Source organism: Enterobacter cloacae complex sp. 2022EL-00981 (assembly GCF_028737495.1).
GTDB classification, from domain to species: domain Bacteria; phylum Pseudomonadota; class Gammaproteobacteria; order Enterobacterales; family Enterobacteriaceae; genus Enterobacter; species Enterobacter cloacae.
The window spans coordinates 41,947-67,937 of sequence record NZ_JAQZRK010000026.1 but is presented as its reverse complement, the minus strand read 5'-3'; the positions used below and the strand labels follow the sequence as shown (position 1 = coordinate 67,937).

Annotated in this window: 26 protein-coding genes and 1 pseudogene; 16 read left to right on the top strand and 11 right to left on the bottom strand. The window is 54.3% G+C overall.

The genetic code is table 11. From position 1 onward, the window contains the following. Nucleotides 1-240: 240 nt before the first annotated feature. Both tig and bolA read right to left on the bottom strand, forming a co-directional pair. Nucleotides 241-1,539: a trigger factor gene (gene tig, locus PUZ33_RS19315; protein WP_058681180.1), complete on the bottom strand. Its 1,299-nt coding sequence runs from the start codon at nucleotides 1,537-1,539 to the stop codon at nucleotides 241-243. Nucleotides 1,540-1,869: 330 nt separating this feature from the next. Beyond that, nucleotides 1,870-2,187 (bottom strand): transcriptional regulator BolA, encoded by a 318-nt coding sequence (bolA, locus tag PUZ33_RS19310; RefSeq protein WP_013095855.1) that lies wholly within the window; start codon nucleotides 2,185-2,187, stop codon nucleotides 1,870-1,872. A gap of 305 nt (nucleotides 2,188-2,492) precedes the next feature. Here bolA and PUZ33_RS19305 point away from each other — a divergent pair, with 305 nt between their 5' ends. The 8 genes from PUZ33_RS19305 (at nucleotide 2,493) to PUZ33_RS19270 (ending at nucleotide 11,367) form a co-directional block, all read left to right on the top strand. Continuing rightward, on the top strand, nucleotides 2,493-3,071 hold the full coding sequence (locus PUZ33_RS19305; protein ID WP_013095854.1) for a lipoprotein: 579 nt from the start codon (nucleotides 2,493-2,495) through the stop codon (nucleotides 3,069-3,071). A 45-nt stretch (nucleotides 3,072-3,116) separates the two neighbouring features. After that, nucleotides 3,117-4,592: a muropeptide MFS transporter AmpG gene (gene ampG, locus PUZ33_RS19300; protein WP_038985373.1), complete on the top strand. Its 1,476-nt coding sequence runs from the start codon at nucleotides 3,117-3,119 to the stop codon at nucleotides 4,590-4,592. Between the two features lie 479 nt (nucleotides 4,593-5,071). After that, entirely contained in the window at nucleotides 5,072-6,019 is a 948-nt protein-coding gene (gene cyoA / locus PUZ33_RS19295; RefSeq protein ID WP_013095851.1) for a cytochrome o ubiquinol oxidase subunit II, read from the top strand. 16 nt (nucleotides 6,020-6,035) lie between these two features. Beyond that, a complete protein-coding gene (gene cyoB / locus PUZ33_RS19290; protein WP_013095850.1) occupies nucleotides 6,036-8,027 on the top strand; it encodes a cytochrome o ubiquinol oxidase subunit I in 1,992 nt (663 codons plus the stop codon). Then, nucleotides 8,017-8,631 (top strand): cytochrome o ubiquinol oxidase subunit III, encoded by a 615-nt coding sequence (locus PUZ33_RS19285; RefSeq protein WP_003859057.1) that lies wholly within the window; start codon nucleotides 8,017-8,019, stop codon nucleotides 8,629-8,631. The genes cyoB and PUZ33_RS19285 overlap by 11 nt, the downstream gene beginning before the upstream one ends. Next, nucleotides 8,631-8,957, top strand: a complete 327-nt coding sequence (locus PUZ33_RS19280; protein WP_006176899.1) for a cytochrome o ubiquinol oxidase subunit IV — start codon at nucleotides 8,631-8,633, stop codon at nucleotides 8,955-8,957. Before PUZ33_RS19285 ends, PUZ33_RS19280 begins: the two co-directional genes overlap by 1 nt. Nucleotides 8,958-8,968: 11 nt before the next feature. Beyond that, nucleotides 8,969-9,856 carry a heme o synthase gene (gene cyoE / locus PUZ33_RS19275; RefSeq protein ID WP_013095848.1) on the top strand — a complete coding sequence of 296 codons (888 nt, stop codon included), beginning with the start codon at nucleotides 8,969-8,971 and terminating at the stop codon, nucleotides 9,854-9,856. A gap of 149 nt (nucleotides 9,857-10,005) precedes the next feature. Continuing rightward, nucleotides 10,006-11,367: an MFS transporter gene (locus PUZ33_RS19270; protein ID WP_013095847.1), complete on the top strand. Its 1,362-nt coding sequence runs from the start codon at nucleotides 10,006-10,008 to the stop codon at nucleotides 11,365-11,367. A 32-nt stretch (nucleotides 11,368-11,399) separates the two neighbouring features. On the opposite strand, the gene PUZ33_RS19265 is transcribed toward PUZ33_RS19270, so the two are convergent. Next, nucleotides 11,400-11,891, bottom strand: coding sequence for a YajQ family cyclic di-GMP-binding protein (locus tag PUZ33_RS19265; RefSeq protein WP_008503327.1), 492 nt, complete (start codon nucleotides 11,889-11,891; stop codon nucleotides 11,400-11,402). A 128-nt stretch (nucleotides 11,892-12,019) separates the two neighbouring features. Here PUZ33_RS19265 and panE point away from each other — a divergent pair, with 128 nt between their 5' ends. Further along, complete coding sequence (panE, locus tag PUZ33_RS19260; protein ID WP_045902413.1) at nucleotides 12,020-12,931, top strand: 2-dehydropantoate 2-reductase; 912 nt, start codon at nucleotides 12,020-12,022, stop codon at nucleotides 12,929-12,931. After that, nucleotides 12,894-13,487 carry a protein deglycase YajL gene (gene yajL, locus PUZ33_RS19255; RefSeq protein WP_013095845.1) on the top strand — a complete coding sequence of 198 codons (594 nt, stop codon included), beginning with the start codon at nucleotides 12,894-12,896 and terminating at the stop codon, nucleotides 13,485-13,487. Before panE ends, yajL begins: the two co-directional genes overlap by 38 nt. 134 nt (nucleotides 13,488-13,621) lie before the next feature. Here yajL and thiI read toward each other — a convergent pair whose 3' ends face one another. After that, on the bottom strand, nucleotides 13,622-15,070 hold the full coding sequence (gene thiI, locus PUZ33_RS19250; protein ID WP_013095844.1) for a tRNA uracil 4-sulfurtransferase ThiI: 1,449 nt from the start codon (nucleotides 15,068-15,070) through the stop codon (nucleotides 13,622-13,624). Between the two features lie 191 nt (nucleotides 15,071-15,261). Here thiI and xseB point away from each other — a divergent pair, with 191 nt between their 5' ends. From xseB to PUZ33_RS19230, 4 genes and pseudogenes are all read left to right on the top strand, one after another. Further along, on the top strand, nucleotides 15,262-15,504 hold the full coding sequence (xseB, locus tag PUZ33_RS19245) for an exodeoxyribonuclease VII small subunit (protein ID WP_008503331.1): 243 nt from the start codon (nucleotides 15,262-15,264) through the stop codon (nucleotides 15,502-15,504). Then, the gene (gene ispA, locus PUZ33_RS19240) at nucleotides 15,505-16,404 is read left to right on the top strand and encodes a (2E,6E)-farnesyl diphosphate synthase (RefSeq protein WP_014830869.1); all 900 of its coding nucleotides are present in this window, start codon (nucleotides 15,505-15,507) and stop codon (nucleotides 16,402-16,404) included. It begins immediately after the preceding gene. Between the two features lie 24 nt (nucleotides 16,405-16,428). Then, entirely contained in the window at nucleotides 16,429-18,291 is a 1,863-nt protein-coding gene (dxs, locus tag PUZ33_RS19235; RefSeq protein ID WP_023622252.1) for a 1-deoxy-D-xylulose-5-phosphate synthase, read from the top strand. 63 nt (nucleotides 18,292-18,354) lie between these two features. After that, nucleotides 18,355-19,328: pseudogene (locus PUZ33_RS19230) on the top strand (aldo/keto reductase). Between the two features lie 74 nt (nucleotides 19,329-19,402). Here PUZ33_RS19230 and thiL read toward each other — a convergent pair. The 5 genes from thiL to nrdR form a co-directional block, all read right to left on the bottom strand. After that, a complete protein-coding gene (gene thiL / locus PUZ33_RS19225; protein ID WP_013095840.1) occupies nucleotides 19,403-20,374 on the bottom strand; it encodes a thiamine-phosphate kinase in 972 nt (323 codons plus the stop codon). Between the two features lie 77 nt (nucleotides 20,375-20,451). Further along, nucleotides 20,452-20,871 carry a transcription antitermination factor NusB gene (gene nusB, locus PUZ33_RS19220; protein WP_006809908.1) on the bottom strand — a complete coding sequence of 140 codons (420 nt, stop codon included), beginning with the start codon at nucleotides 20,869-20,871 and terminating at the stop codon, nucleotides 20,452-20,454. 21 nt (nucleotides 20,872-20,892) lie between these two features. Next, nucleotides 20,893-21,363, bottom strand: a complete 471-nt coding sequence (ribH, locus tag PUZ33_RS19215; protein WP_003859098.1) for a 6,7-dimethyl-8-ribityllumazine synthase — start codon at nucleotides 21,361-21,363, stop codon at nucleotides 20,893-20,895. A gap of 87 nt (nucleotides 21,364-21,450) precedes the next feature. Next, on the bottom strand, nucleotides 21,451-22,554 hold the full coding sequence (gene ribD, locus PUZ33_RS19210) for a bifunctional diaminohydroxyphosphoribosylaminopyrimidine deaminase/5-amino-6-(5-phosphoribosylamino)uracil reductase RibD (protein ID WP_028028139.1): 1,104 nt from the start codon (nucleotides 22,552-22,554) through the stop codon (nucleotides 21,451-21,453). A gap of 4 nt (nucleotides 22,555-22,558) precedes the next feature. Then, a complete protein-coding gene (gene nrdR / locus PUZ33_RS19205; RefSeq protein ID WP_008503337.1) occupies nucleotides 22,559-23,008 on the bottom strand; it encodes a transcriptional regulator NrdR in 450 nt (149 codons plus the stop codon). A 152-nt stretch (nucleotides 23,009-23,160) separates the two neighbouring features. Here nrdR and PUZ33_RS19200 point away from each other — a divergent pair, with 152 nt between their 5' ends. Further along, complete coding sequence (locus tag PUZ33_RS19200) at nucleotides 23,161-23,700, top strand: DUF3251 domain-containing protein (protein ID WP_058681198.1); 540 nt, start codon at nucleotides 23,161-23,163, stop codon at nucleotides 23,698-23,700. A 271-nt stretch (nucleotides 23,701-23,971) separates the two neighbouring features. Beyond that, on the top strand, nucleotides 23,972-24,850 hold the full coding sequence (locus tag PUZ33_RS19195; RefSeq protein WP_058681199.1) for a nucleoside-specific channel-forming protein Tsx: 879 nt from the start codon (nucleotides 23,972-23,974) through the stop codon (nucleotides 24,848-24,850). Nucleotides 24,851-24,928: 78 nt separating this feature from the next. Here PUZ33_RS19195 and PUZ33_RS19190 read toward each other — a convergent pair whose 3' ends face one another. Continuing rightward, a complete protein-coding gene (locus PUZ33_RS19190; RefSeq protein ID WP_058681181.1) occupies nucleotides 24,929-25,609 on the bottom strand; it encodes a helix-turn-helix transcriptional regulator in 681 nt (226 codons plus the stop codon). A 14-nt stretch (nucleotides 25,610-25,623) separates the two neighbouring features. Then, nucleotides 25,624-25,989 (bottom strand): VOC family protein, encoded by a 366-nt coding sequence (locus PUZ33_RS19185; protein ID WP_020686373.1) that lies wholly within the window; start codon nucleotides 25,987-25,989, stop codon nucleotides 25,624-25,626. Between the last annotated feature and the right edge of the window lie 2 nt (nucleotides 25,990-25,991).

Sequence of the window (25,991 nt, the reverse complement as noted above, 5' to 3'; positions counted from 1 at the left end):
AATTGAAAACACCTGCTGTACTGATTGTAACCTTACGGACGGATTATCAGCCAGTCTCATTCATCTGATTACACACTTATGGGGTTTACATTGCCCTATTTCAAGCATAACAACCTTTTGTTGTTACGCTAACACCGAAAGGGCGTTTTAGCACCCTTCCTGGGCTATTGGTGCGATAAAAAAAACCCGTTGCCGGAAGGCAACGGGTTTTTGTTCAAACTTTAAACCTTCGGGGCGAAATTACGCCTGCTGGTTCATCAGTTCGTTGAAAGAGGTCACTTTTTCGGTCACTTTCGCTTTCGCCAGTACCGCTTCAACAGCCTGCTCTTCCAGGGCAACATTGCGCATGTTGTCCATCAGCTCTTTGTTCTTACCGTAGAACTCGATAACTTCTGATGGATCTTCGTATGCAGAAGCCATCTCTTCGATCAGGCCTTTCACACGCTCTTCGTCAGCTTTCAGCTCGTGGGTACGAATCACTTCGCCCAGCAGCAGACCAACAACAACGCGGCGTTTTGCCTGCTCTTCGAACAGCTCGCGTGGCAGTTCCATCGCTTGCTGCTGGTTGCCACCGAAACGCTGTGCAGCCTGACGACGCAGTACGTCGATTTCGCTGTCGATCAGCGCAGCTGGAACGTCGATTTCGTTCGCCTTCACCAGGCCTTCAATAGCCTGAGATTTCACACGGTTACGCACAGCACCGTTCAGCTCGCGTTCCATGTTTTTACGTACTTCAGTACGCAGACCGGCAACAGAACCATCTTCCACGCCGAAACGCTTGATGAATTCTTCAGTCAGTTCTGGCAGTTCGCGCTCTTCCACTTTCTTCAGGTTGATGACGAACTTCGCTGCTTTACCTTTCAGGTTTTCAGCGTGGTACTCTTCAGGGAAGGTCACGTCGATGGTGAACTCTTCGCCCGCTTTGTGGCCTTTGATACCGTCTTCGAAGCCCGGGATCATACGACCCTGACCCATTGCCAGTACGAAGTCAGTCGCTTTGCCGCCTTCGAACTCTTCGCCGTCTACAGAACCGGTGAAGTCGATGGTGACGCGGTCTTCAGCGTCAACAGCGCCTTCTTTCTCTTTCCAGTTAGCCTGCTGCTTACGCAGGGTATCCAGCATGCCGTCAACATCTTCGTCGGTCACGGAAACAATCGGTTTTTCAACTTCGATAGATTCCAGACCTTTCAGTTCTACTTCCGGATACACTTCGAACTCTACAGAGTAGGTGAAGTCTTCGCCCAGTTTGTATTCGCCTGGAACGTAGTTCGGCGCACCGGCCGGATTGATCTTTTCTTTGATGATCGCATCGATAAAGTTGCGGCTCATCAGTTCACCCAGCACATCCTGACGCACGGAAGCGCCATAACGCTGAGCAACAACATTCATTGGTACTTTGCCCTTACGGAAGCCGTCAATACGTACTTTTTTTGCTACGTTGACCAGCTCGCTTTTCACAGCAGTTTCGATGCTGTCAGCAGCGATAGTAATCGTTACACGGCGGCCAAGGCCTTGAGTGGTTTCAACTGAAACTTGCATCTTGTTACCTCAAAAAAATCACAGTGCTCGGTCAACTCTGAATCTGTCTGTTTTACCGGGATGCTCTCTTAGTGCAGATTCACATTCCCTGTCGCCAGAATCATCCCGAAGACATTCAATAAGACGCGGCATTATAGCGGCATCACTTAGGTGAGTCGAGAACGGTTGGGGCATGTTGCTGCGGCTTTTTTCACACTTTAAGGCTATTTTTAGCCTTAAAATCGCACCATCCGCTCAAAACTCAGACAAAACAAAACGGCCCGAAGGCCGTTTTGAGGAAATCTGTAAGCAACATACTGGAAAAACTCCAGCGGTTGCAAATCCGATTTATCAGGCGATGGTGCCTGCACCGCGACAAGGCGGGGATGCAAAAACCGTATCCTGCAAGCCTTCCCACTCCTTAATGGTGTAGGTATGCAATGCCAGCGCATGTACGGTTGTGGAGAGTTCTTCCGTCAAGGTGCTGTAGATCAAGCGGTGTCGGTTCAGGAAACGTTCTCCCGTGAAGCGATCGCTAACCAGAACCACTTTGAAGTGGCTTTCAGAACCTGCCGGCACGTTATGACGATAGCTTTCGTCGACGACTTCGAGGAACACAGGGTTGAACGCTGCCCTTAATTTATCTTCTATCTGCTCACGTATCATCATGAAATTACTCCTCCGACAACGCCAAGATGTCACCCATCCCTTTAAATGTTAGCCGCTTTTACCGGTTCCATTACAACAAGACAACAAATATTTAGCTTTCGTCTTATTTTCTCATTCAAACGAATGAAGTTCACTGTGAGGCTCATACGTTTTGTCACACACAGGTTGAGAAAAAGGGCGAACTGGTCAGTTTTCAGACAAGGCGATGAATTTACATGCGTTGACCACTTCCCCTAGCCGTTAGCGATGTTATGATGGCGGCAATTTTTCTCTCTATATGCTTACGATTCGTTGAGAACCCGAAAATGTTAAAAAAACTCTTCTTTCCGTTGGTAGCCCTCTTTATGCTGGCAGGCTGCGCTACCCCGCCAACAACTATTGATGTCTCACCAAAAATCACGCTGCCTCAGCAGGATCCAAGCCTGATGGGCGTGACCGTGAGCATTAACGGTGCCGATCAGCGTCAGGATCAGGCCCTGGCGAAAGTGACCCGCGACAACCAGCTGGTGACGTTGACCGCTTCCCGTGACCTGCGTTTCCTGCTGCAGGAAGTGCTGGAGAAACAGATGACCTCTCGTGGTTACATGATTGGCCCAAGCGGCGCGGTTGATCTGCAGATCATCGTTAACAACCTGTACGCTGACGTTTCCCAGGGTAACGTACGCTACAACATCTCCACCAAAGCGGACATCGCCATCATCGCTACCGCGAAGAACGGCAACAAGATGACCAAAAACTATCGCGCCAGCTACTCCGTAGAAGGTGCTTTCCAGGCCTCTAACCAGAACATTGCGAACGCCGTAAACAGCGTGCTGACCGATACCATCGCCGATATGGCGCAGGACACCAGCATTCACGACTTTATCAAGCAAAACGCGCGTTAATCCTGCTGACTGACCCGGTGTTTTACCGGGTCAGTTTTTAAGAACATGTCCAGTCATTACTTACGCATTTTCCAGCAACCCAAATCAGCCATTCTGCTGATCCTTGGCTTTGCCTCCGGTTTACCCCTCGCGCTCACTTCCGGCACATTGCAGGCCTGGATGACGGTTGAGAATATCGATCTCAAAACCATTGGCTTCTTCTCGCTCGTCGGCCAGGCGTATGTCTTTAAGTTCCTGTGGTCGCCGGTGATGGATCGCTACACCCCGCCGTTCCTGGGCCGTCGTCGTGGCTGGTTGGTGATGACGCAGGTCCTGCTGTTGCTGGCCATTGCCGCCATGGGATTCCTTGAGCCGTCGACACAGCTTCGCTGGATGGCGGCGCTTGCGGTGGTGATCGCCTTCTGTTCCGCGTCACAGGATATCGTGTTTGATGCCTGGAAAACGGACGTGTTACCCGCAGAAGAGCGTGGAGCCGGTGCGGCCATCAGCGTGCTGGGCTATCGCCTCGGCATGCTGGTATCTGGTGGGCTGGCGCTGTGGCTGGCTGACCGCTATCTGGGCTGGCAGGGCATGTACTGGCTGATGGCCGCCCTGCTGATCCCGTGCATTATTGCCACCCTCCTCGCCCCTGAACCGAGCGACGTGATCCCGGTCCCCCGTTCTCTGGAGCAGGCCGTTGCCGAACCGCTGCGTGATTTCTTTGGCCGCAACAATGCCTGGCTGATCCTGCTGCTCATCGTCCTTTATAAGCTGGGTGATGCCTTCGCGATGAGCCTGACCACCACGTTCCTGATCCGCGGCGTCGGGTTCGATGCCGGTGAAGTGGGAGTGGTTAACAAAACCCTCGGGCTCTTTGCCACTATCGTCGGCGCACTTTACGGCGGGGTGTTGATGCAGCGCCTGACCTTGTTCCGGGCATTGCTGATCTTCGGCATTCTGCAGGGGGCGTCTAACGCGGGTTACTGGCTGCTGTCGATTACCGATAAACATATGATTAGCATGGCGGCAGCAGTGTTCTTTGAGAACCTGTGTGGCGGAATGGGTACCGCGGCGTTTGTCGCCCTGCTGATGACGCTCTGCAACAAGTCGTTTTCTGCAACGCAGTTCGCCCTGCTCTCGGCGCTTTCTGCCGTGGGCCGCGTATATGTGGGGCCGATTGCCGGTTGGTTTGTTGAAGCGCACGGTTGGCCAACGTTTTATCTCTTCTCCGTGGTTGCAGCCGTGCCAGGCATTTTATTGTTGCTGGTCTGCCGCCAGACGCTGGAATATACCCAGCGAACAGAACACTTTATGCCGCGAACGGAATATCAGCGCGCCTACCGTTTTGCGCTACGCCTGTTAATGGTGGGATGTCTGGCGCTGGGGTTATGGCTCGTGGTGCTTATCATCAATGCCACTACCCCCCTGGTGCTTCCTCTTGAAGCCCTTCTCCTCGATGTCGGCGCCCTGCTGGCGGTCGTCGGGATCCTGCTCGGTGGGCTGCTCGATTTTCTGGCTCTGCGTAAAACGCAGACAACCTGAAGATAAAAGCGAAAGGTTATTTCCCGTTGTAATCACCGGCCGAAATTATAACGGTGAAATAACCGACAAACGCTAAAAAAAATATTTGTTGTTTTGTGCGGGATAGGATTCGGAAATTATTGGAGCCATTTCTTTCAGGCTATTTTTCATTAAACGATTCAGCTTGGGAAAGATTGAATTTTCGTTTTTTAATTGTCTTTTTATTGATAATTAATTGTTAATTTTTTGTTTATTTTTAACAATGGTTATACCAATTGCCCCTTTTAGAGTATGCTTGGGGGTCCTTTCGTTATAAAGCCCATGCCATGCGGCTTCGGTCATAAAAACCGACATAATTTGCAACACTTGTGACACGTGCGGCAGAACCCGGTAACACCTTCCTGACACAGGCCTAATGATGTTTACAGTAATGTAACCTTCCCGTAAAATGCCCCCACACTTTAAACGCCACCAGACTCCCGTGGAATTGAGGTCGTTAAATGAGACTCAGGAAATACAATAAAAGTTTGGGATGGTTGTCATTATTCGCAGGCACTGTATTACTCAGTGGCTGCGATTCTGCACTACTTGACCCCAAAGGACAGATTGGACTGGAACAACGTTCACTGATACTGACGGCATTTGGCCTGATGTTGATTGTGGTTATTCCAGCCATTTTGATGGCTGTTGGTTTCGCCTGGAAGTATCGTGCGAGCAATAAAGATGCGAAGTATAGCCCTAACTGGTCACACTCCAATAAAGTGGAAGCTGTGGTCTGGACGGTTCCTATTCTGATCATCCTGTTCCTCGCTGTGCTGACCTGGAAAACCACTCACGCACTTGAGCCAAGCAAACCGCTGGTTCACGATGAAAAACCAATTACCATCGAAGTGGTCTCCATGGACTGGAAATGGTTCTTCATCTATCCAGAGCAGGGCATTGCTACCGTGAATGAAATCGCCTTCCCGGCGAACACTCCGGTTCAGTTCAAAGTGACCTCCAACTCCGTAATGAACTCCTTCTTCATCCCACGTCTGGGTAGCCAGATTTACGCGATGGCTGGTATGCAGACCAACCTGCACCTGATCGCGAATGAAGCAGGCACCTATGATGGTATCTCCGCCAGCTATAGCGGCCCGGGCTTCTCAGGTATGAAGTTCAAAGCTATTGCGACGCCGGACCGTGCCGCTTTCGACCAGTGGGTTGCAAAAGCGAAGCAGTCTCCAAACACCATGTCTGACATGGCGGCGTTCGAAAAAGTGGCTGCACCTAGCGAATACAACAAGGTGGAGTACTTCTCTAACGTGAAACCTGATTTGTTCAAAGACGTTATTGGCAAATTTATGGATCACGGCAAGAGCATGGACATGACCCAGCCTGAAGGCGAGCATAGCGCGCACGAAGGTATGGAAGGCATGGACATGAGCCACGCGGAAACCGCTCACTAAGGGGCCGAGGAAGAAAATGTTCGGAAAATTGACACTGGATGCAGTGCCCTACCATGAACCGATTATCATGGTTACGGTGGCTGCCATTATCATCGGTGGCGCGGCCTTACTGGCCTTGATCACTTACTTCGGTAAGTGGAGCTACCTGTGGAACGAGTGGCTGACTTCGGTTGACCACAAAAAACTCGGTATCATGTACTGCATCGTCGGTATCGTCATGTTAATTCGTGGCTTTGCGGATGCGATCATGATGCGTAGCCAGCAGGCACTCGCGTCTGCGGGTGAAGCCGGCTTCCTGCCACCGCACCACTACGACCAGATCTTTACCGCTCACGGCGTAATCATGATCTTCTTCGTGGCGATGCCGCTGGTTATCGGTCTGATGAACGTTGTCGTTCCGCTGCAAATTGGCGCGCGCGACGTTGCGTTCCCGTTCCTGAACAACCTGAGCTTCTGGTTTACGGTTGTCGGCGTTATCCTGGTTAACCTGTCACTGGGCGTGGGCGAATTCGCTCAGACCGGCTGGCTGGCTTACCCACCGCTGTCAGGAATTGAGTACAGCCCGGGCGTTGGCGTTGACTACTGGATTTGGGCGCTTCAGCTCTCCGGTGTCGGTACCACCCTGACCGGTATCAACTTCTTCGTGACCATCCTAAAGATGCGTGCGCCTGGTATGACCATGTTCAAGATGCCGGTATTTACCTGGGCATCTCTGTGCGCCAACGTACTGATTATCGCATCCTTCCCAATTCTGACCGTCACCATCGCGCTGCTGACCCTGGACCGCTACCTGGGCACCCATTTCTTCACGAATGACATGGGTGGCAACATGATGATGTACATCAACCTGATTTGGGCCTGGGGTCACCCGGAAGTGTACATTCTGGTTCTGCCTGTCTTCGGTGTGTTCTCCGAAATCGCAGCAACCTTCTCGCGTAAACGTCTGTTTGGTTACACCTCTCTGGTGTGGGCAACCGTCTGTATTACCGTTCTGTCGTTCATCGTTTGGCTGCACCACTTCTTTACTATGGGTGCGGGCGCGAACGTAAACGCCTTCTTCGGTATTACCACCATGATTATCGCCATCCCTACCGGGGTGAAGATCTTCAACTGGCTGTTCACCATGTACCAGGGCCGTATCGTGTTCCACTCAGCGATGCTGTGGACCATCGGCTTCATCGTCACCTTCTCCGTAGGTGGGATGACCGGCGTACTGCTGGCGGTACCGGGTGCTGACTTCGTTCTGCACAACAGTCTGTTCCTGATTGCGCACTTCCATAACGTTATCATCGGTGGCGTGGTCTTCGGCTGCTTCGCTGGCGTAACCTACTGGTGGCCAAAAGCGTTCGGCTTCACGCTGAACGAGAAATGGGGTAAACGCGCGTTCTGGTTCTGGATCATTGGCTTCTTCGTAGCATTTATGCCGCTGTACGTGCTGGGCTTCATGGGTATGACCCGTCGTCTGAGCCAGCAGATCGATCCGCAGTTCCACCCAATGCTGATGGTTGCAGCGGGCGGTGCCGCGCTGATTGCCTGCGGTATTCTGTGCCAGCTGATTCAGTACTACGTGTCCATCCGTGACCGTAACCTGAACCGCGACCTGACCGGTGACCCATGGGGTGGCCGTACGCTGGAGTGGGCGACCTCTTCTCCACCTCCGTTCTATAACTTTGCCGTAGTGCCGCACATTCACGAACGTGATGCATTCTGGGAAATGAAAGAAAAAGGTGAAGCGTACAAGCAACCTGACCATTACGAAGAGATCCATATGCCGAAGAACAGCGCAGCGGGCATCGTGATTGCCGCTTTCGCAACGGTATTTGGTTTCGCAATGATCTGGCACATCTGGTGGATGGCGATTGTTGGCTTCGCTGGCATCGTAATCAGCTGGATTGTGAAGAGCTTTGACGAGGACGTGGACTACTACGTACCAGTCCGTGAAGTTGAAAAGCTGGAAAATCAGCATTTCGACGAGATTTCTAAAGCGGGGCTGAAAAATGGCAACTGATACTCTGGCGCACTCGACTGCCCACGCGCATGAACATGCGCACCACGATACAGGACCGACGAAAGTCTTCGGGTTCTGGATCTACCTGATGAGCGACTGCATTCTGTTCTGCTGTCTGTTCGCAACCTATGCCGTTCTGGTGAACGGCACAGCGGGCGGCCCGACCGGCAAGGACATTTTTGAACTGCCGTTCGTTCTGGTTGAAACCGCACTGCTGTTATTCAGCTCCATCACCTACGGCATGGCGGCTATCGCCATGTACAAAAACAACAAGAGCCAGGTTGTCTCCTGGCTGGCGTTGACCTGGTTGTTTGGTGCAGGATTTATCGGGATGGAAATCTATGAATTCCATCACCTGATTATGGAAGGCTTCGGGCCGGATCGCAGTGGCTTCCTGTCTGCGTTCTTCGCGCTGGTCGGTACCCACGGTCTGCACGTGACCTCCGGTCTGATCTGGATGGCGGTTCTGATGTTCCAGATCTCCCGTCGCGGCCTGACCAGCACTAACCGTACCCGTATCATGTGCCTGAGCCTGTTCTGGCACTTCCTGGACGTGGTGTGGATCTGTGTGTTCTCTGTTGTCTATCTGATGGGGGCGATGTAATGAGTCATTCAAACGATCATGGCGCTTCCCACGGTAGCGTAAAAACCTACATGACAGGTTTTATCCTGTCGATCATCCTGACGGTGATCCCGTTCTGGATGGTGATGAGCGGTTCTGCGTCTAAGCCGGTTATTCTGGGTGCAATCCTGGTGACCGCGGTGATTCAGATTCTGGTGCATCTGGTTTGCTTCCTGCACATGAACACCAAGTCCGATGAAGGCTGGAACATGACGGCTTTCATCTTTACCGTGATTATCATCGCTATCCTGGTAGTCGGTTCCATCTGGATTATGTGGAACCTTAACTACAACATGATGGTTCACTAAGAGCGGCGAGTATGTTTAAGCAATACCTGCAAGTAACGAAACCAGGCATCATCTTTGGCAACCTGATCTCCGTGATCGGAGGGTTCCTGCTGGCCTCCAAAGGCAGCATTGATTACACCCTCTTTATCTACACACTGGTCGGTGTGTCACTGGTTGTTGCGTCCGGTTGTGTATTTAACAACTACATCGACATGGATATCGACAAGAAGATGGAAAGGACCAAAAATCGGGTGCTGGTGAAAGGCCTGATCGCCCCTTCCGTCTCGCTGGTGTACGCCACCTTGCTGGGTATTGCTGGCTTTATGCTGCTGTGGTTTGGTGCTAACCCGCTGGCCTGCTGGCTGGGGGTGATGGGGTTCGTGGTGTATGTGGGCGTTTACAGCCTGTATATGAAGCGTCACTCCGTCTACGGCACGCTGATTGGTTCTCTCTCCGGCGCTGCGCCGCCGGTGATTGGCTACTGCGCCGTCACGAACGAGTTCGACAGCGGTGCGCTGATCCTGCTGGCTATCTTTAGCCTGTGGCAGATGCCGCACTCCTATGCCATCGCGATTTTCCGCTTTAAGGATTATCAGGCAGCGAACATTCCGGTTCTGCCGGTCGTGAAAGGTATTTCCGTTGCCAAGAACCACATCACGCTGTACATCATCGCCTTTGCCGTGGCAACGCTGATGCTCTCGCTGGGAGGTTACGCCGGGTATAAATATCTGGCGGTGGCCGCAGCGGTAAGCGTCTGGTGGCTCGGTATGGCCCTGCGCGGTTACAAAGTGGAAGATGACAAAGTCTGGGCTCGCAAACTGTTTGTGTTCTCGATTGTTGCCATCACCTCGCTGTCCGTGATGATGTCCGTGGACTTTATGGTGCCGGATTCGCATAACCTGCTGACTTACGTCTGGTAAGCCACAACAGGTGAATAAAGGGGTGCTTCGGCACCCTTTTTTATTCACTGAATCTATCAATAACGCATGTAATATTTGTTAAATAACCCTTTATTTACCCCGCCCCTTCCCCGCACTACACTATGGCCTGCTTTTGAATTGAGGTGGCAATGAACGATTATAAAATGACACCGGGCGAGCTGCGTGCGACCTGGGGTTTAGGGACTGTTTTCTCGCTACGGATGCTTGGCATGTTTATGGTCCTGCCTGTTCTGACCACGTACGGCATGGCATTGCAGGGCGCCAGCGAAGCGCTGATTGGCCTGGCGATTGGTATTTATGGTCTGGCTCAGGCGGTATTCCAGATCCCGTTTGGTCTGCTCTCTGACCGCGTCGGCCGCAAGCCGCTCATTGTCGGTGGTTTGCTGGTTTTTGTGCTCGGTAGCATCATTGCCGCCCTCTCCCACTCCATCTGGGGAATTATTCTTGGCCGCGCCCTGCAGGGCTCCGGCGCGATTGCCGCCGCCGTGATGGCGCTGCTGTCGGATTTAACCCGTGAACAGAACCGTACCAAAGCGATGGCATTTATCGGCGTGAGCTTTGGCGTCACGTTTGCGATTGCGATGGTGCTCGGCCCCATTATTACCCACACGCTTGGCCTGCACGCCCTGTTCTGGATGATTGCCGTGCTGGCGACCATCGGTATTGCCTTAACGCTGTGGGTGGTACCGGACAGCAAAAACCACGTCCTCAACCGTGAATCCGGGATGGTCAAAGGCTGCTTTAGCAAGGTACTGGTTGAGCCGCGCCTGTTGAAGCTTAACTTCGGCATTATGTGTCTACACATTCTGCTGATGTCGACCTTTGTCGCCCTGCCCGGTCAACTGGCTGCCGCAGGTTTCCCGGCGGCAGAACACTGGAAAATCTATCTGGTGACGATGGTGATTTCGTTCGTCTCGGTGGTACCGTTTATTATCTATGCCGAAGTGAAGCGCAAAATGAAGCGCGTTTTCATTGGCTGTGTGGCGGTATTGCTGATTGCCGAGATCGTGCTCTGGGGCGCTGGCCCCCACTTCTGGGAACTGGTTGCCGGTGTGCAGCTCTTCTTCCTGGCGTTTAACCTGATGGAAGCCCTGCTGCCGTCGCTGATCAGCAAAGAATCCCCTGCCGGTTATAAAGGCACGGCGATGGGGATTTACTCCACCAGCCAGTTCATCGGCGTGGCCATTGGCGGTGCCCTCGGCGGCTGGGTCGACGGCCTGTTTGATTCCCAAACCGTCTTCCTCGCAGGCGCACTGCTGGCGACGGTCTGGCTGCTGGTTGCCGGTACCATGAAAGAGCCGCGCTACGTCAGTAGCCTGCGGGTAGAAATTCCTGACGACGTTGAGATTAACGATGCGCTGAAACAGCGTCTTGCATCGACAGAGGGCGTGAGTGAAGTGCTTCTCGCGGCAGAAGAGCGCAGCGCGTATGTCAAAATAGACAGTAAGGTGACAAACCGCTTTGAAGTTGAACAGGCGCTGAAAGCCTGAAAAAAAGCCCGGTTAAACCGGGCTTTTTCGTTTTAATCGCGGAAGTTTTTAAACTGGAACGGTTGTCCCAGATCGCCGCCGCGCACCAGCGCCATGACGGACTGCAGATCATCACGGGATTTTCCGGTAACACGAATTTCTTCACCCTGGATCTGCGCCTGAACCTTCAGCTTGCTGTCTTTGATGAGCTTAACGATTTTCTTCTGAACCGCGCTCTCAATGCCCTGCTTCAGTTTGGCTTCAACAAACCAGGTTTTACCGCTGTGCACGAACTCTTCCGGTACATCCAGCGAGGTCCCTTCAATGCCGCGTTTTAACAGCTTGGCACGCAGAATATCGAGCAGCTGGTTGACCTGGAAATCAGATTCGCTCAGCACCTTAATGGTCTTATTGGCATCGTTCAGCTCAAACGAGGCTTCAACGCCACGAAAATCGAAACGTGACTCAACTTCGCGGGTTGCGTTTTCTACGCCGTTGCGAACTTCCTGGATATCAACTTCGGAAACAATATCGAAAGATGGCATCTTTTCTTCTCCCTTCATTTTTGTTGCGTTGCATAATACCCGCTACGAGGCATAACTCAACAGAAGCTTAGCTGACGGCGCTATACTTAGGCCGTAACACCTGGCGCAGTTGCAGGTGAGGAGGAACAATGAAAATTACAGTGCTCGGATGCGGAGCCCTTGGTCAACTCTGGCTGACCGCACTATGCAAGCACGGACACGAAGTTCAGGGCTGGCTGCGCGTACCTCAGCCCTATTGCAGTGTAAACCTGATTGGTGAAGACGGAAGTATCTTTAACGAATCCCTCACCGCGAACGATCCTGATTTCCTGGCGCATAGCGACCTGCTGCTGGTGACGCTCAAAGCGTGGCAAGTTTCAGATGCGGTAAAAGCGCTGGCCGCCCAGCTTCCCCCCACGTCGCCCGTTTTACTCCTGCATAACGGCATGGGGACGATTGATGAACTGAAAAGCATTGTGCAGCCGCTGCTGATGGCCACCACCACGCACGCCGCACGCCGTGACGGCAATATCATTGTGCACGTGGCCAGCGGCGTCACGCATATTGGACCTGCCCGGGACCAGGATGGCGACTACAGTTATCTGGCAGACACTCTGCAAACGGTGCTTCCGGACGTGGCCTGGCACAACAACATCCGCCCTCAGCTGTGGCGTAAGCTGGCCGTTAACTGTGTGATCAATCCGCTGACGGCGCTGTGGGACTGCCCGAACGGGGAACTGAAGCACCATCCGCAGGAGGTTGCCACCCTCTGTGCCGAGGTCGCCTCGGTGATCGAGCGTGAAGGCTTACACACATCGGCGGATGATTTACGCTATTATGTCGAGCAGGTTATTGATAGTACGGCAGAAAATATCTCATCCATGTTGCAGGATGTTCGGGCGCTACGCCACACGGAAATCGACTACATCACCGGCTATCTGTTAAAACGCGCCCGCGCACACGGTATCACTGTGCCGGAAAACGCCCGCCTGTATGACCTGGTAAAACGTAAGGAGAGTGAATATGAGCGCGTCGGCACTGGTTTGCCTCGCCCCTGGTAGCGAAGAGACAGAAGCGGTCACCACCATCGATATCATGGTGCGTGGTGGTATTCAGGTGACCACCGCCAGCGTCGCCAGCGATGGCAACCTGGCTATTACCTGTTCCCGAGGAGTGAAACTCCTCGCGGATGCGCCACTGGTACAGGTGGCCGACGGGGACTATGACATCATCGTGCTGCCCGGCGGCCTGAAAGGGGCGGAGTATTTTCGCGACAGCACTCTGTTAGTCGAAACCGTCAGACAGTTTCATCTGTCGGGACGTATCGTTGCTGCCATTTGTGCCGCCGCCGGCACCGTGCTGGTTCCGCATAATATCTTTCCCATCGGTAACATGACCGGTTTCCCGGGGCTGAAAGAGACCATCCCGGAAGAGCAGTGGGTGGATAAACGCGTCGTCTGGGATCCGCGCGTCAACCTGCTCACCAGCCAGGGGCCAGGTACCGCGATAGACTTTGGCTTAAAGATTGTTGACCTGCTGGTCGGGCGAGAGAAAGCCTACGAAGTCGCCTCAACGCTGGTGATGGCGGCGGGGATTTATAACTACTATGAAGAGTAGTGCAAAGAAAAGCCGGGTGGCGGTAGGTAAAAGCAAAACGGCAACCTCAGGTTGCCGTTTTTAATGTTTGCGCCCTCTCCCCGTGGGAGAGGGTCGGGGTGAGGGCATCAAGCCACACACACACCCGCAAAAAACTACGGACGATACACCTTCACATTCGCAAAGCCCTGCTCACGCAGGTACAGCGCCTGCAGGCGACTCATCACCCCACGCTCACACCACAGCAGGTATGTTTTGCTCTGGTCGAGGTCGCCAAATTTGGTGCTCAGCTTATAGAACGGCAGAGAAACCACTTCCACCCCTTCCACCTGTAGCGGCTTGTCGTCCTGCTCATCAACGGAGCGGATATCCAGAATCGCGTCGTTGGCACCGAAACCGCTCACGGTTTCAACTTCAACCACTTCCTGCTCGGTCTGCTGGGCAATCTCACGGATGTCGATGTTGGAGGCTTCTTCCACCACTTTATCCAGAATGCTGAAATCGAAGTGCTCTTCTTCCGCTTCGATCTTCGCCTTCACCGCTTTGACCGTCGGGCTCTTCGAAATCACGCCGCAGTACTCTGGCATGGTACGGGCAAAATCTTCAGTGCCGATTTCGCGCGCCAGATCGATGATGTGCTCTTTGTCGTGAGAGATCAGCGGACGCAGGATCAGGGTGTCAGAGACATTGTCGATGAGACGCAGGTTGGTCAGCGTCTGGCTGGAAACCTGACCCAGCGCTTCACCGGTGACCAGCGCCTGCACACCGTAGCGTTCCGCTACTTTAGAGGCCGCACGCACCATCATACGCTTGAGGACCACGCCCATCTGGCCGTCATCCACTTTCTCCAGGATTTCGCCAACCACTGGCTCGAAGTTGATCGCCACAAAGCGCACGCGGTGCGAGCTGCCAAAGCGATTCCACAGATAGTGTGCCACCTGACGCACGCCGATTTCATGCGCCGCGCCGCCCAGATTAAAGAAGCAGTAATGCACACGGCAGCCGCGACGCATCAGCATGTAGCTGGAGACGCCAGAGTCGAAACCACCGGAAATCAGGGACAGCACATCTTCCTGGGTACCGATTGGGAAGCCGCCGATACCTTCGTAACGCCCTTTCACCAGCAGCAGGCGATCGTTTTCGATCTCCAGGTTCACGGTGACATCCGGGTTGGTCAGACGCACGCGCGCCGTTTCAACATGCTGGTTCAGACCGCCGCCAACGTAACGTTCCACCTCGATAGAGCTGAATTCGTGCTTGCCGCGGCGCTTCACGCGCACGCAGAAGGTTTTGCCTTCGATCTGGTCGCGATACTGCACCAGCGCTTTTTCGAAGATGTCATGCAGGGAAGTGAACGGAACATCTTCCACTTCCAGAATATGGTGAATACCCGGAATACGGGTCAGCGCGTCGCGAATGTCCTGACGTTTGTTTTCATCTTTCGCGCGGACTTCAACGTGATCCCAGTGGCGCACCACGGCGAGGGTTTCGTCGTAGTGTTTTAAAACGTTACGAATGTTCCCGGTGAGAATTTTAATAAAGCGCAAACGCACAGATTGGCTTTTGATGGTGATTTCAGGGAACAATTTAATGATAAACTTCATGGCGGCAATGTTTCTTAGGCAAGCGTATTAAGGCTTGTAATGGAAAATAATATTACAGCCCACACCCGTGGCTGCATCCAGGCGCGCAAGTATACCACCATCGCGCCGTTCCTGTGCACATTGCGCGTTATTTGATAATTGCCCCGAGTCCGTTACCATGTCGGGGCTGAGAATATAAGAGTCAATTCACTATGCCGAAGAAGAACGACGCACCGGCCAGTTTTGAAACTGCGCTGAGTGAACTGGAGCAGATCGTCACCCGCCTTGAGAGCGGTGATTTACCGCTGGAAGAGGCGCTCAACGAATTCGAGCGTGGCGTGCAGCTGGCGCGCCAGGGGCAGGTTAAACTGCAGCAGGCCGAGCAGCGTGTGCAGATCCTGCTTTCCGATAGCGAAGACGCTAAGACAACGCCTTTCACACCGGACGCCGAGTAAATGGATTTTGCTAACGAGCTTCAGGCGCGAGTCATACGCGCCAACGACGCCCTGCGCCGTTTTATTGCGCCACAACCTTTTCAGAACACTCCACTGGTTGAGGCCATGCACTATGGCGCACTCTTGGGTGGAAAGCGCCTGCGCCCGTTCCTCGTCTACGCCACAGGCAATATGTTTGGTATCAGCGATACTACGCTGGACGCCCCGGCTGCCGCCGTTGAGTGCATCCATGCCTACTCGCTGATCCACGATGATTTACCGGCGATGGATGATGACGATCTGCGTCGCGGTCAGCCAACCTGCCATATTAAGTTTGGCGAAGCGAATGCCATCCTGGCGGGGGATGCCCTGCAAACGCTGGCATTCTCTATTCTGAGCGATGCGCCGATGGCAGAAGTCAGCGATCGCGACCGTCTGGCAATGGTTTCCGAGCTGGCGATGGCCAGCGGCGTTGCCGGAATGTGCGGTGGGCAAGCGCTGGATCTGGAGGCAGAAGGACGTCAGGTTAATCTGGAACAGCTGGAGCGTATTCACCGGCATAAAACGGGCGCACTCATCCGTGCCGCCGTACGCCTGGGCGCACTGAGCGCGGGTGAACAGGGGCGCAAAGCCCTGCCGATTCTGGACAGATACGCAGAAAGTATCGGTCTGGCGTTCCAGGTTCAGGATGACATTCTGGATGTGGTGGGCGATACTGCAACATTGGGTAAACGTCAGGGTGCGGATCAGCAGCTTGGCAAAAGTACCTACCCCGCCCTGCTGGGTCTTGAGCAAGCCCAGCGTAAAGCCCGGGATCTGATAGAGGAAGCCCGCCAGTCGCTGAATGAACTGGCCGCGCAGTCTCTCGATACCTCGGCACTGGAAGCGCTAGCGGACTATATAATCCAGCGTGATAAATAAACACACTATCTCGATGAGCCTTTGATGAGTTTTGATATTGCCAAATACCCGACACTGGCGTTAGTTGACTCCACCCAGGAGTTGCGTCTGTTGCCGAAAGAGAACCTGCCGAAGCTGTGCGACGAGCTGCGTCGCTATCTGCTCGACAGCGTAAGCCGCTCCAGCGGACATTTCGCCTCCGGGCTTGGCACGGTCGAGCTGACCGTTGCGCTGCACTACGTCTACAACACGCCGTTCGATCAGCTCATCTGGGACGTGGGCCATCAGGCCTATCCACATAAAATTCTGACGGGTCGTCGCGATCAAATTGGCACGATCCGCCAGAAAGGCGGCCTGCATCCGTTCCCGTGGCGCGGTGAGAGTGAGTACGATGTTTTAAGCGTCGGCCACTCCTCCACCTCCATCTCTGCGGGTATCGGTATTGCCGTGGCCGCCGAAAAAGAGAACAAGCAGCGCCGCACCGTCTGCGTGATCGGCGACGGCGCCATCACCGCCGGGATGGCCTTTGAGGCCATGAACCACGCGGGCGATATCAAGCCGGACATGCTGGTTATCCTGAACGATAACGAAATGTCGATTTCCGAGAACGTCGGCGCGCTGAATAACCATCTGGCACAGCTGCTCTCCGGCAAGCTTTACTCCACGCTGCGCGAAGGCGGCAAGAAAGTCTTCTCTGGCGTACCGCCAATCAAAGAGCTGCTCAAGCGCACCGAAGAACACATCAAAGGCATGGTCGTGCCGGGCACACTCTTTGAAGAGCTGGGCTTTAACTATATTGGCCCGGTTGATGGGCACGACGTGCTGGGGCTGGTCACCACGCTCAAGAACATGCGCGACCTGAAAGGTCCGCAGTTCCTGCACATCATGACGAAAAAAGGCCGTGGTTACGAACCGGCGGAAAAAGATCCGATCACTTTCCACGCGGTACCTAAATTCGATCCGACCAGCGGTTGTCTGCCAAAAAGCAGCGGCGGTATGCCGAGTTACTCTAAAATCTTCGGCGACTGGTTATGTGAAACCGCGGCGAAAGACAACAAGCTGATGGCGATCACCCCGGCTATGCGTGAAGGTTCCGGCATGGTCGAGTTCTCCAAAAAATACCCTGACCAGTATTTTGACGTGGCGATTGCCGAGCAGCACGCAGTCACCTTCGCGGCGGGTCTGGCGATTGGTGGATACAAACCGGTGGTGGCGATCTACTCCACCTTCCTGCAACGCGCCTACGATCAGGTGATCCATGACGTTGCCATCCAGAAGCTGCCGGTGCTGTTTGCTATCGACCGCGCAGGCATCGTGGGTGCTGACGGCCAGACGCACCAGGGTGCATTCGATCTTTCTTTCCTGCGCTGCATCCCGGACATGGTTATCATGACACCAAGCGACGAAAACGAATGTCGTCAGATGCTGTATACCGGCTATCACTATCAGGATGGTCCAAGCGCGGTTCGCTATCCACGCGGTAACGCGGTAGGCGTTGAGCTGCAGCCGCTGGAAAAACTGGCGATAGGTAAAGGTCTGGTGAAACGTCGCGGTGAGAAAGTGGCAATTCTGAACTTTGGTACCCTGATGCCAGAGGCCGCTAAGGTCGCTGAAGCGCTGAATGCCACTCTGGTGGATATGCGCTTCGTGAAACCGCTCGATGAATCCCTGATCCTGGAAATGGCAGAAACCCATGAGGTGCTGGTGACGCTGGAAGAAAACGCCATCATGGGCGGCGCAGGTAGCGGCGTAAACGAGGTGCTGATGGCGAACCGTAAAGCCGTTCCGGTACTGAACCTTGGTCTGCCGGATCACTTCATTCCGCAAGGTACTCAGGACGAAGCCCGCGCGGCAATTGGCCTGGACGCCGCTGGTATTGAAGCCAAAATTCGTAGCTGGCTTGCCTGATCCTTCCCCTTTTCCGCTCCTGCTATGCTTAAACGTATTGTTTAAAAAAGCAGGAGTGGAACCATGCAATACACGACATTAGGAAAAACGGATCTTAACGTTTCCCGACTTTGCCTGGGCTGTATGACCTTTGGCGAGCCTGACCGGGGTAATCACGCCTGGACGCTGCCCGAAGAGAGCAGCCGCCCTATCATCAAACGCGCCATTGAAGGTGGCATTAACTTCTTTGACACCGCCAACAGCTACTCCGACGGCAGCAGTGAAGAGATCGTCGGCCGTGCCCTGCGCGATTTTGCGCGTCGTGATGAAATCGTCGTCGCCACCAAGGTCTATTACCCGGTGGGCGATCTGGCTGAGGGGCTCTCTCGCGCCCAGATCCTGCGTTCCATTGATGACAGCCTTCGACGCCTGAACATGGACTATGTCGACCTGCTGCAAATTCACCGCTGGGATTACAACACGCCCATTGAGGAGACGCTTGAAGCGCTCAACGATGTGGTGAAAGCCGGTAAAGCGCGCTACATCGGCGCATCGTCTATGCACGCGTCGCAGTTTGCTCAGGCGCTGGCTCTGCAGGCGCAACATGGCTGGGCGCGCTTCGTCACCATGCAGGATCACTACAACCTGATCTATCGCGAAGAAGAACGCGAGATGCTACCGCTCTGCTATCAGGAAGGCGTGGCGGTGATCCCGTGGAGCCCGCTGGCACGTGGTCGTCTGACCCGTCCGTGGGGGGAAACCACGGCCCGCCTGGTATCGGATGAAGTAGGAAAAATCTTTATTCCAGTACAGAAGCCAGCGATGCGTTAATTGCCGAACGGTTAGCCGGGATCGCCGACGATACCGGAGCAACCCGCGCCCAGGTCGCGCTGGCATGGCTGCTGGGTAAACGCGGCGTCGCGGCACCGATTATTGGCACTTCGCGGGAAGAGCAGCTTGATGAACTGCTGAATGCGGTGGATATCACGCTGACGCCGGAGCAGATTGCCGAGCTGGAGACACCGTATCAGCAGCATCCGGTGGTAGGGTTTAAGTAATCCCTCTCCCTAACCCTCAAATACGTAAGCCGGGTAAGGCGAAGCCGCCACCCGGCAGTACAGATCGCACAACATCACCCGAAGTGATCGTACCCTTTCCAGTCCAGCGTAACGGGCGCACCATCTTTCACAAACTTCAGCCCTTCACTCTCCGGCATGATCTGGCCGATACAGGTAAACTTCGCGCCGAGATGCGCTAACGCCACGTCCAGCGTCCCACGGTTGAGCTCAGGCACGGTAAAGCACAGCTCATAATCTTCGCCGCCGGAGAGCGCCCAGCGCAGCGCCTGCTCAGGCTCGACGTGTCGAAGCAGCTGCTCTGATAGCGGGAACAGATCCAGGTCAACGCGCGCGCCGACACCGCTGGCCTTCAGAATATGACCGAGGTCTGAGATTAACCCGTCCGAGAGATCGATAGCTGAGCTTGCCCGTTCGCGTAGCGCCTGGCCGTGAAGAATACGCGGCGTTGGCCGCAGATGGCGTTTGACCAGATACGCCGCGTCGTCAGTGTCATTCACGGTTAAGCGATCCTGGAGGATCGCCAGTCCCGCTGCGCTGTCGCCCGGCGTACCGGTGACGTAGATCCAGTCGCCAGGTTTCGCCCCGGAGCGTTTCAGCGCGCGCCCAGCCGGCACATAACCGTGGATCGCGAGCGTCATCGATAGCGGCCCCGCCGTGGTATCGCCGCCAATCAATTGCATGTCGTAGTAGTTAAGCTGCTCAAACAGAGCGTCACTAAAGGCTTCAAGCCAGGGTTCATCGACCTCTGGCAGCGTCAGGGCCAGCGTTAACCACGCCGGATCGGCCCCCATCGCAGCCAGATCGCTCACGTTGACCGCCAGCGCTTTATACGCCAGGTCGGCAGGATCGATATCAGGTAAGAAATGGCGCCCGCACACTAAGGTGTCGGTGCTGATTGCCAGCGTCTGTTTTTCGGGAATATTGAGAAGTGCACAGTCATCGCCAATGCCGGTTTCAACATCAAGACGAGAGGTTCTGACACGATCGAAATAACGGGCAATCAGGGAGAATTCGCCGCATGCCATACGTTATGCCTCAGCAAATAAAAGAAAAAACCGGAGCCGCACTGCCCGTCAGGCAATGCAGAGCTCCGGTTTGCGGATCACTTTTTGTGGGGACGGATCGCAGGTGCTGCTTTATCAAGAACGCCGTTTACAAACTTGTGGCTGTCTTCAGCGCCGAAGGTTTTCGCCAGTTCGATCGCTTCGTTGATGGCCACTTTGTACGGCACATCATCACGTTTAGACAGCTCAAACAGCGCAATGCGCAGCACTGCTTTTTCTACCTGACCCAGCTCTTCGAGCAGACGGGAGAGGTAGGGTTTCATCAGACCATCGAGATACGCGCTATTAGTCGCCACTCCCGACAGCAGTTCACGGAAGTACAGAACGTCAACATCTTTCACGTCCTGTTCTGACAGGAACTGGTATTCAACATCAGCGATGTCGTTCTGGGACAACTGCCAGGAGTAAAGTGCCTGAACGGCACATTCACGGGCGCGGCGACGAGCAGCAGGTTTCACGGAATTCCCCTTACAAAAAAATCAGGCCTTGATGGCTTTCAATACATTGATCATTTCAAGCGCGGTCAGTGCAGCTTCTGCACCTTTGTTACCGGCTTTAGTGCCAGCACGTTCGATGGCTTGTTCAATACTTTCGGTGGTCAGCACGCCGAACGCGACAGGAATTTCAGCGTCCTGTGCAACGTGCGCCAGACCATTGCTTGCACCGCCCGCAACGTATTCGAAGTGCGCAGTGCCGCCACGAATAACGGTACCCAGCGCAATCACCGCGTCGTATTTACCGGTTTTCGCCAGCGCACCCGCTGCCAGTGGCAGTTCGTAAGCACCTGGAACCCACACAACGGTAATGTTGTCATCTTTAACCTGGCCGATACGTTTCAGGGCGTCAACCGCACCTTCCAGCAGGCTATCGTTGATGAAGTTGTTGAAACGCGCAATGGTGATGGCGACGCGAGCGTCCGGGGTAGCTACAGCAGCTTCAATAATGTTCATACTCTTCCTTTACGGGTTCATTTGGCCCCGCAGGGGGGCGGATTTTATCATAATACTTTGCGCACTGCTTCCCTATTTCAGGAGCAATTACGCTGTCGTTAAATGGAGGCAAACATCCGGACCCACCGGACGAATCTCGCTAAATTTGAGTTGAGGTGCATCGGCCAGTTTTTCAAGGCCGGGCAGCACAAACAGGCCACGCGCGTCGCTACCCAGCAGTTTAGGCGCAACGTAGACAATCAGTTCATCGACCAGACCTGCCTGGAGCAGTGCGCCAGCCAGCGTCGGGCCGGCTTCCACCCAGATGCTGTTCACCTGCTGCTTACCCAGCAGCATCATCAGCACCACTAAATCCAGATGACCGTTGTGCTCCGGCACCATAATGCTGCGCACGCTTTCCGGCCAGTCGCGTGAATCTTCCTTTGTGCGGGCAATCCAGGTTTCACCGGGCTGCTGCACAATGCGGTGTTCAGGCGTGACGCGGTTCTGGCTATCAATGACAATACGCAGCGGCTGACGCAGGTTTTCCTGCGGATACAGCGCCTGGGTATCGGCATTCAGTTCGTTCCAGCGCACGGTCATGGCCGGATCGTCCGCGAGAACCGTTTCACTGCTGGTGAGGATAGCATGGCTTTGCGCACGCAGACGTTGCACATCGCGCCTTGCCTGCGGCGAGGTGATCCACTGACTTTCGCCGTTCGCCATCGCCGTGCGGCCATCCAGTGAGGCGCCCAGCTTGAGCTGAATATACGGGAACCCGGTACGCATACGTTTTAGAAAGCCTTTGTTGATGGCTTCCGCATCCTGCATCATCAGGCCGTGGCTAACATCGATCCCTTCCTGCTGCAGACGGTACAGACCACGTCCGGCCACCTGGGGATTAGGATCCTGCATCGCAGCGACAACGCGCGACACTCCCGCCGCAATCAGCGCTTCACAGCATGGCGGTGTGCGCCCGTGATGGCTGCACGGCTCAAGCGTCACGTAGGCCGTAGCCCCACGCGCTTTTTCACCCGCCATACGCAGGGCATGCACCTCAGCATGGGGCTCGCCCGCGCGGTAGTGGAAACCTTCGCCCACGATCTCGCCATCTTTAACAATGACGCACCCGACGTTGGGGTTGGGATGGGTGGTAAATCGACCGCGCTGCGCCAGCTTCATGGCGCGCGCCATGTACATCTCATCCTGCATGGACTCAATCCTGTAAGCGGGCGATCTCTTCGCCAAACTCTTTGATATCTTCGAAACTGCGGTAGACAGAGGCGAAGCGGATATAGGCAACCTTATCGAGCTTTTTCAACTGCTCCATCACCAGATTGCCGATCATCTTGCTGGGCACTTCACGTTCACCCAGACCACGAAGGTAAGATTTAATGTGGTTTAACGCCATTTCGACGTCATCCGCGCTGACGGGGCGTTTCTCCAGCGCCTTAAGCATTCCGCTGCGCAGCTTCTCTTCGTTAAACGGCTCGCGCACGTCGTTACTTTTTACCACGCGCGGCATGACCAGCTCTGCCACCTCAAAGGTCGTGAAACGCTCGTTACATACCAGACACTGCCGACGGCGGCGTACGGAAGACCCTTCGCCCACAAGACGAGAATCGATGACTTTGGTATCCACAGCGGAGCAGAATGGGCAATGCATACGGTATCCCTGTTATCTGGTTAACTGACTTTCATTTTACCCTGAACTGGCCTGACAACAAAGGAAGAGCTTTTTGAGACAAAGGATCTATGTCTGTCGGGATGATGCTGGCTACCATTACGGTGATCCGTTATTTCAAGGAATTAAACGCAATGACAAGACGTTACCTGAAAATTCTGCTGGTGGGGAGCCTCTTCACCCTTAGTGCCTGTGCACAGCAAACCGAAGTCCGCCAGATGAAACAGAGCGTGAATACGCTCAATACGGCAATGGACAAACTGAACAAAGAGACCGTGAAGATCACCCAGCAAAACGCGCTGAATGCAAAATCCACCAGCGGAGTGTATTTGCTGCCGGGGGCCAACACCCCTGCCCGTCTCAACAGCCAGGTTGGCACGTTAAAAATGTCGCTGGTGAATGTGGCGGCAAATGCGGATGGTACTCGCGCAACATTACGCATTCAGGGTGAGTCCAACGATCCGCTGCCAGCCTTTAGCGGCACCGTCGAGTGGGGCCAGATCCAGGGCACCACCGAGAATTACCAGGAGGTGAACGTGAAGAATCAGCTCTTCACCGCCCCGGCCTGTGTTTTAGCGCCGAGTGATGTGGATATTCCGCTTCAGTTAAGCGGCCTTACGCCCGATCAGTTAGGCTTTATCCGCATTCACGACATCCAACCCGCCGCACAGTAATCCCCCTCCTTTTGAGCGGAGTGAAATGTCACTCCGCTAACATTTACATTTCGTATGGATTGGCAACATAAATGATTGCCGCTACAATCCCGGCCGCTTAAAGTACGCAAACGTGAACGCAATCGATTACGCGTGTGAGAGATATGTGAAACAACACATATTTTTGTGAGCAAGGATTCCTATAATAGGCTCCGCAGAAACACGAAATATTTAGAAACGCAATTCGCGCATTTTTCACTCCCGGAAGGGAATTTCAATCAGTGGCATGATTATGAAAAAAACATTACTCGCAGCCGGCGCCGTGCTGGCATTGTCCTCCTCTTTCACTGTTAACGCAGCGGAAAACGATAAACCACAATACCTCTCCGACTGGTGGCACCAGAGCGTTAACGTGGTCGGCAGCTACCACACCCGTTTCGGACCTCAGATCCGTAACGATACCTACCTGGAGTACGAAGCGTTCGCCAAGAAAGACTGGTTTGATTTCTACGGCTATATGGATGCACCGGTCTTCTTCGGTGGTAACACCGACGCAAAAGGTATCTGGAACCACGGTTCCCCACTGTTCATGGAGATCGAACCGCGCTTCTCTATTGATAAACTGACTGGTACCAGCCTGGCGTTTGGTCCGTTCAAAGAGTGGTATTTCGCGAACAACTATATCTACGACATGGGCCGTAACAAGTCCGGTCGCCAGAGCACCTGGTATATGGGTCTGGGTACCGACATCGACACGGGCCTGCCAATGAGCCTGTCTCTGAACGTGTACGCTAAGTACCAGTGGCAGAACTACGGCGCTGAAAACGAAAACGAATGGGATGGCTACCGTTTCAAAGTGAAATACTTTGTGCCAATCACCCAACTGTGGGGCGGCAACCTGAGCTATATCGGCTTCACCAACTTTGACTGGGGTTCAGATCTGGGCGATAAGAGCGGTTACGCTGAGAACGGTATTAAGCAGCGTACCAACGATTCCATCGCTTCCAGCCACATTCTGGCGCTGAACTACGATCACTGGCATTACTCTGTTGTTGCGCGTTACTGGCACAACGGCGGCCAGTGGAACGACGACGCTAAACTGGTATGGATGAACGAACACGTCCGTTCTACCGGTTGGGGTGGTTACCTGGTAGTGGGTTACAACTTCTAATCGTGTGGTTGTTGCCGGGTGGCGCTGACGCTTACCCGGCCTACAAAACCTGTGCGGGCGGCCTCTCCCCGTGGCTTGTTACTGCTTCACCTTGCGCAAAAAATCCGCCAGCGATCGGTCTGCACTCTCACTAAAGCGCCTTTCCGTAAGGACAATTTTGAGGCATCTGTCGAGACGGAAACAGCGATAGTCATCGCGCAGTTCACACCATGACGCCAGTAACCAGCGTTCTCCCCAGAAAAACAGCCCCAGCGGCTGAACCTCACGCGTTGAAAATTGCCCCGCTTCGTCACGATAATGCAGCACGAGCACGCGCTGGGCCGAGATCGCCTGATGTATGACATCAAAATCACTGCGGGAGTGGCTTTTCATGCCAAAATCCGGGGCGTAGATCCGCGTCTGCTCTGCCTTTAGGCGGCTCTCTTCGGGCAGGATCGCGAGCACTTTCTCCTGTGCAGACTCCAGTTCGCGCGACAGCGACTCCCCACCCCAGGTGGTAAGCAGGCGAATAGCCACAATCAGCGCCTCAGACTCCTTGTTTGTCAGCATCAGCGGCGGCAGGTCAAACCCCGACATCAGCCGGTAACCGCTCCCCGCTTCGCCCTCCACCGGCACGCCGGAAAGCGACAGGTCGCGGATATCGCGGTACACCGTGCGCTCAGAAACGCCCAGCCGGTCCGCAAGATGCGCTGCCGTTGTCAGACGTCGGCCCCGCAGGATCTGTACTATCTGAAACAAACGGTCAGCGCGTCGGGTCATTTTTACTTACGCTCTCAGGCAGGTTGATGAAGGCCGACGCGATTACCTTCGCTGTCGGTAAATAAAGCAATAGTACCAATACCGCGCGGTAACTCCAGCGGGCCAAACACGCACTCGCCGCCCGCAGAGGCAATGCGATCGAGCGTTGCTGTCAGATTGTCAGTATGCAGGTAGATAATGGCCCCCTGCACCGAGGGAATAATCCCCTCAAATTTTGCCAGCGCGCCGCCGGTGGCCGGATCCTCATGCGGGAATACCGCCAGCTCGGCGCTGTCCATTTTCTCGCGCCTCAGTGAAACCTGCATCACCGGCTCATAAAATTTGATGGCGCGATCCATATCCGCGACCGGGATCTCAAACCAGTTAATCACACTTTTCATAC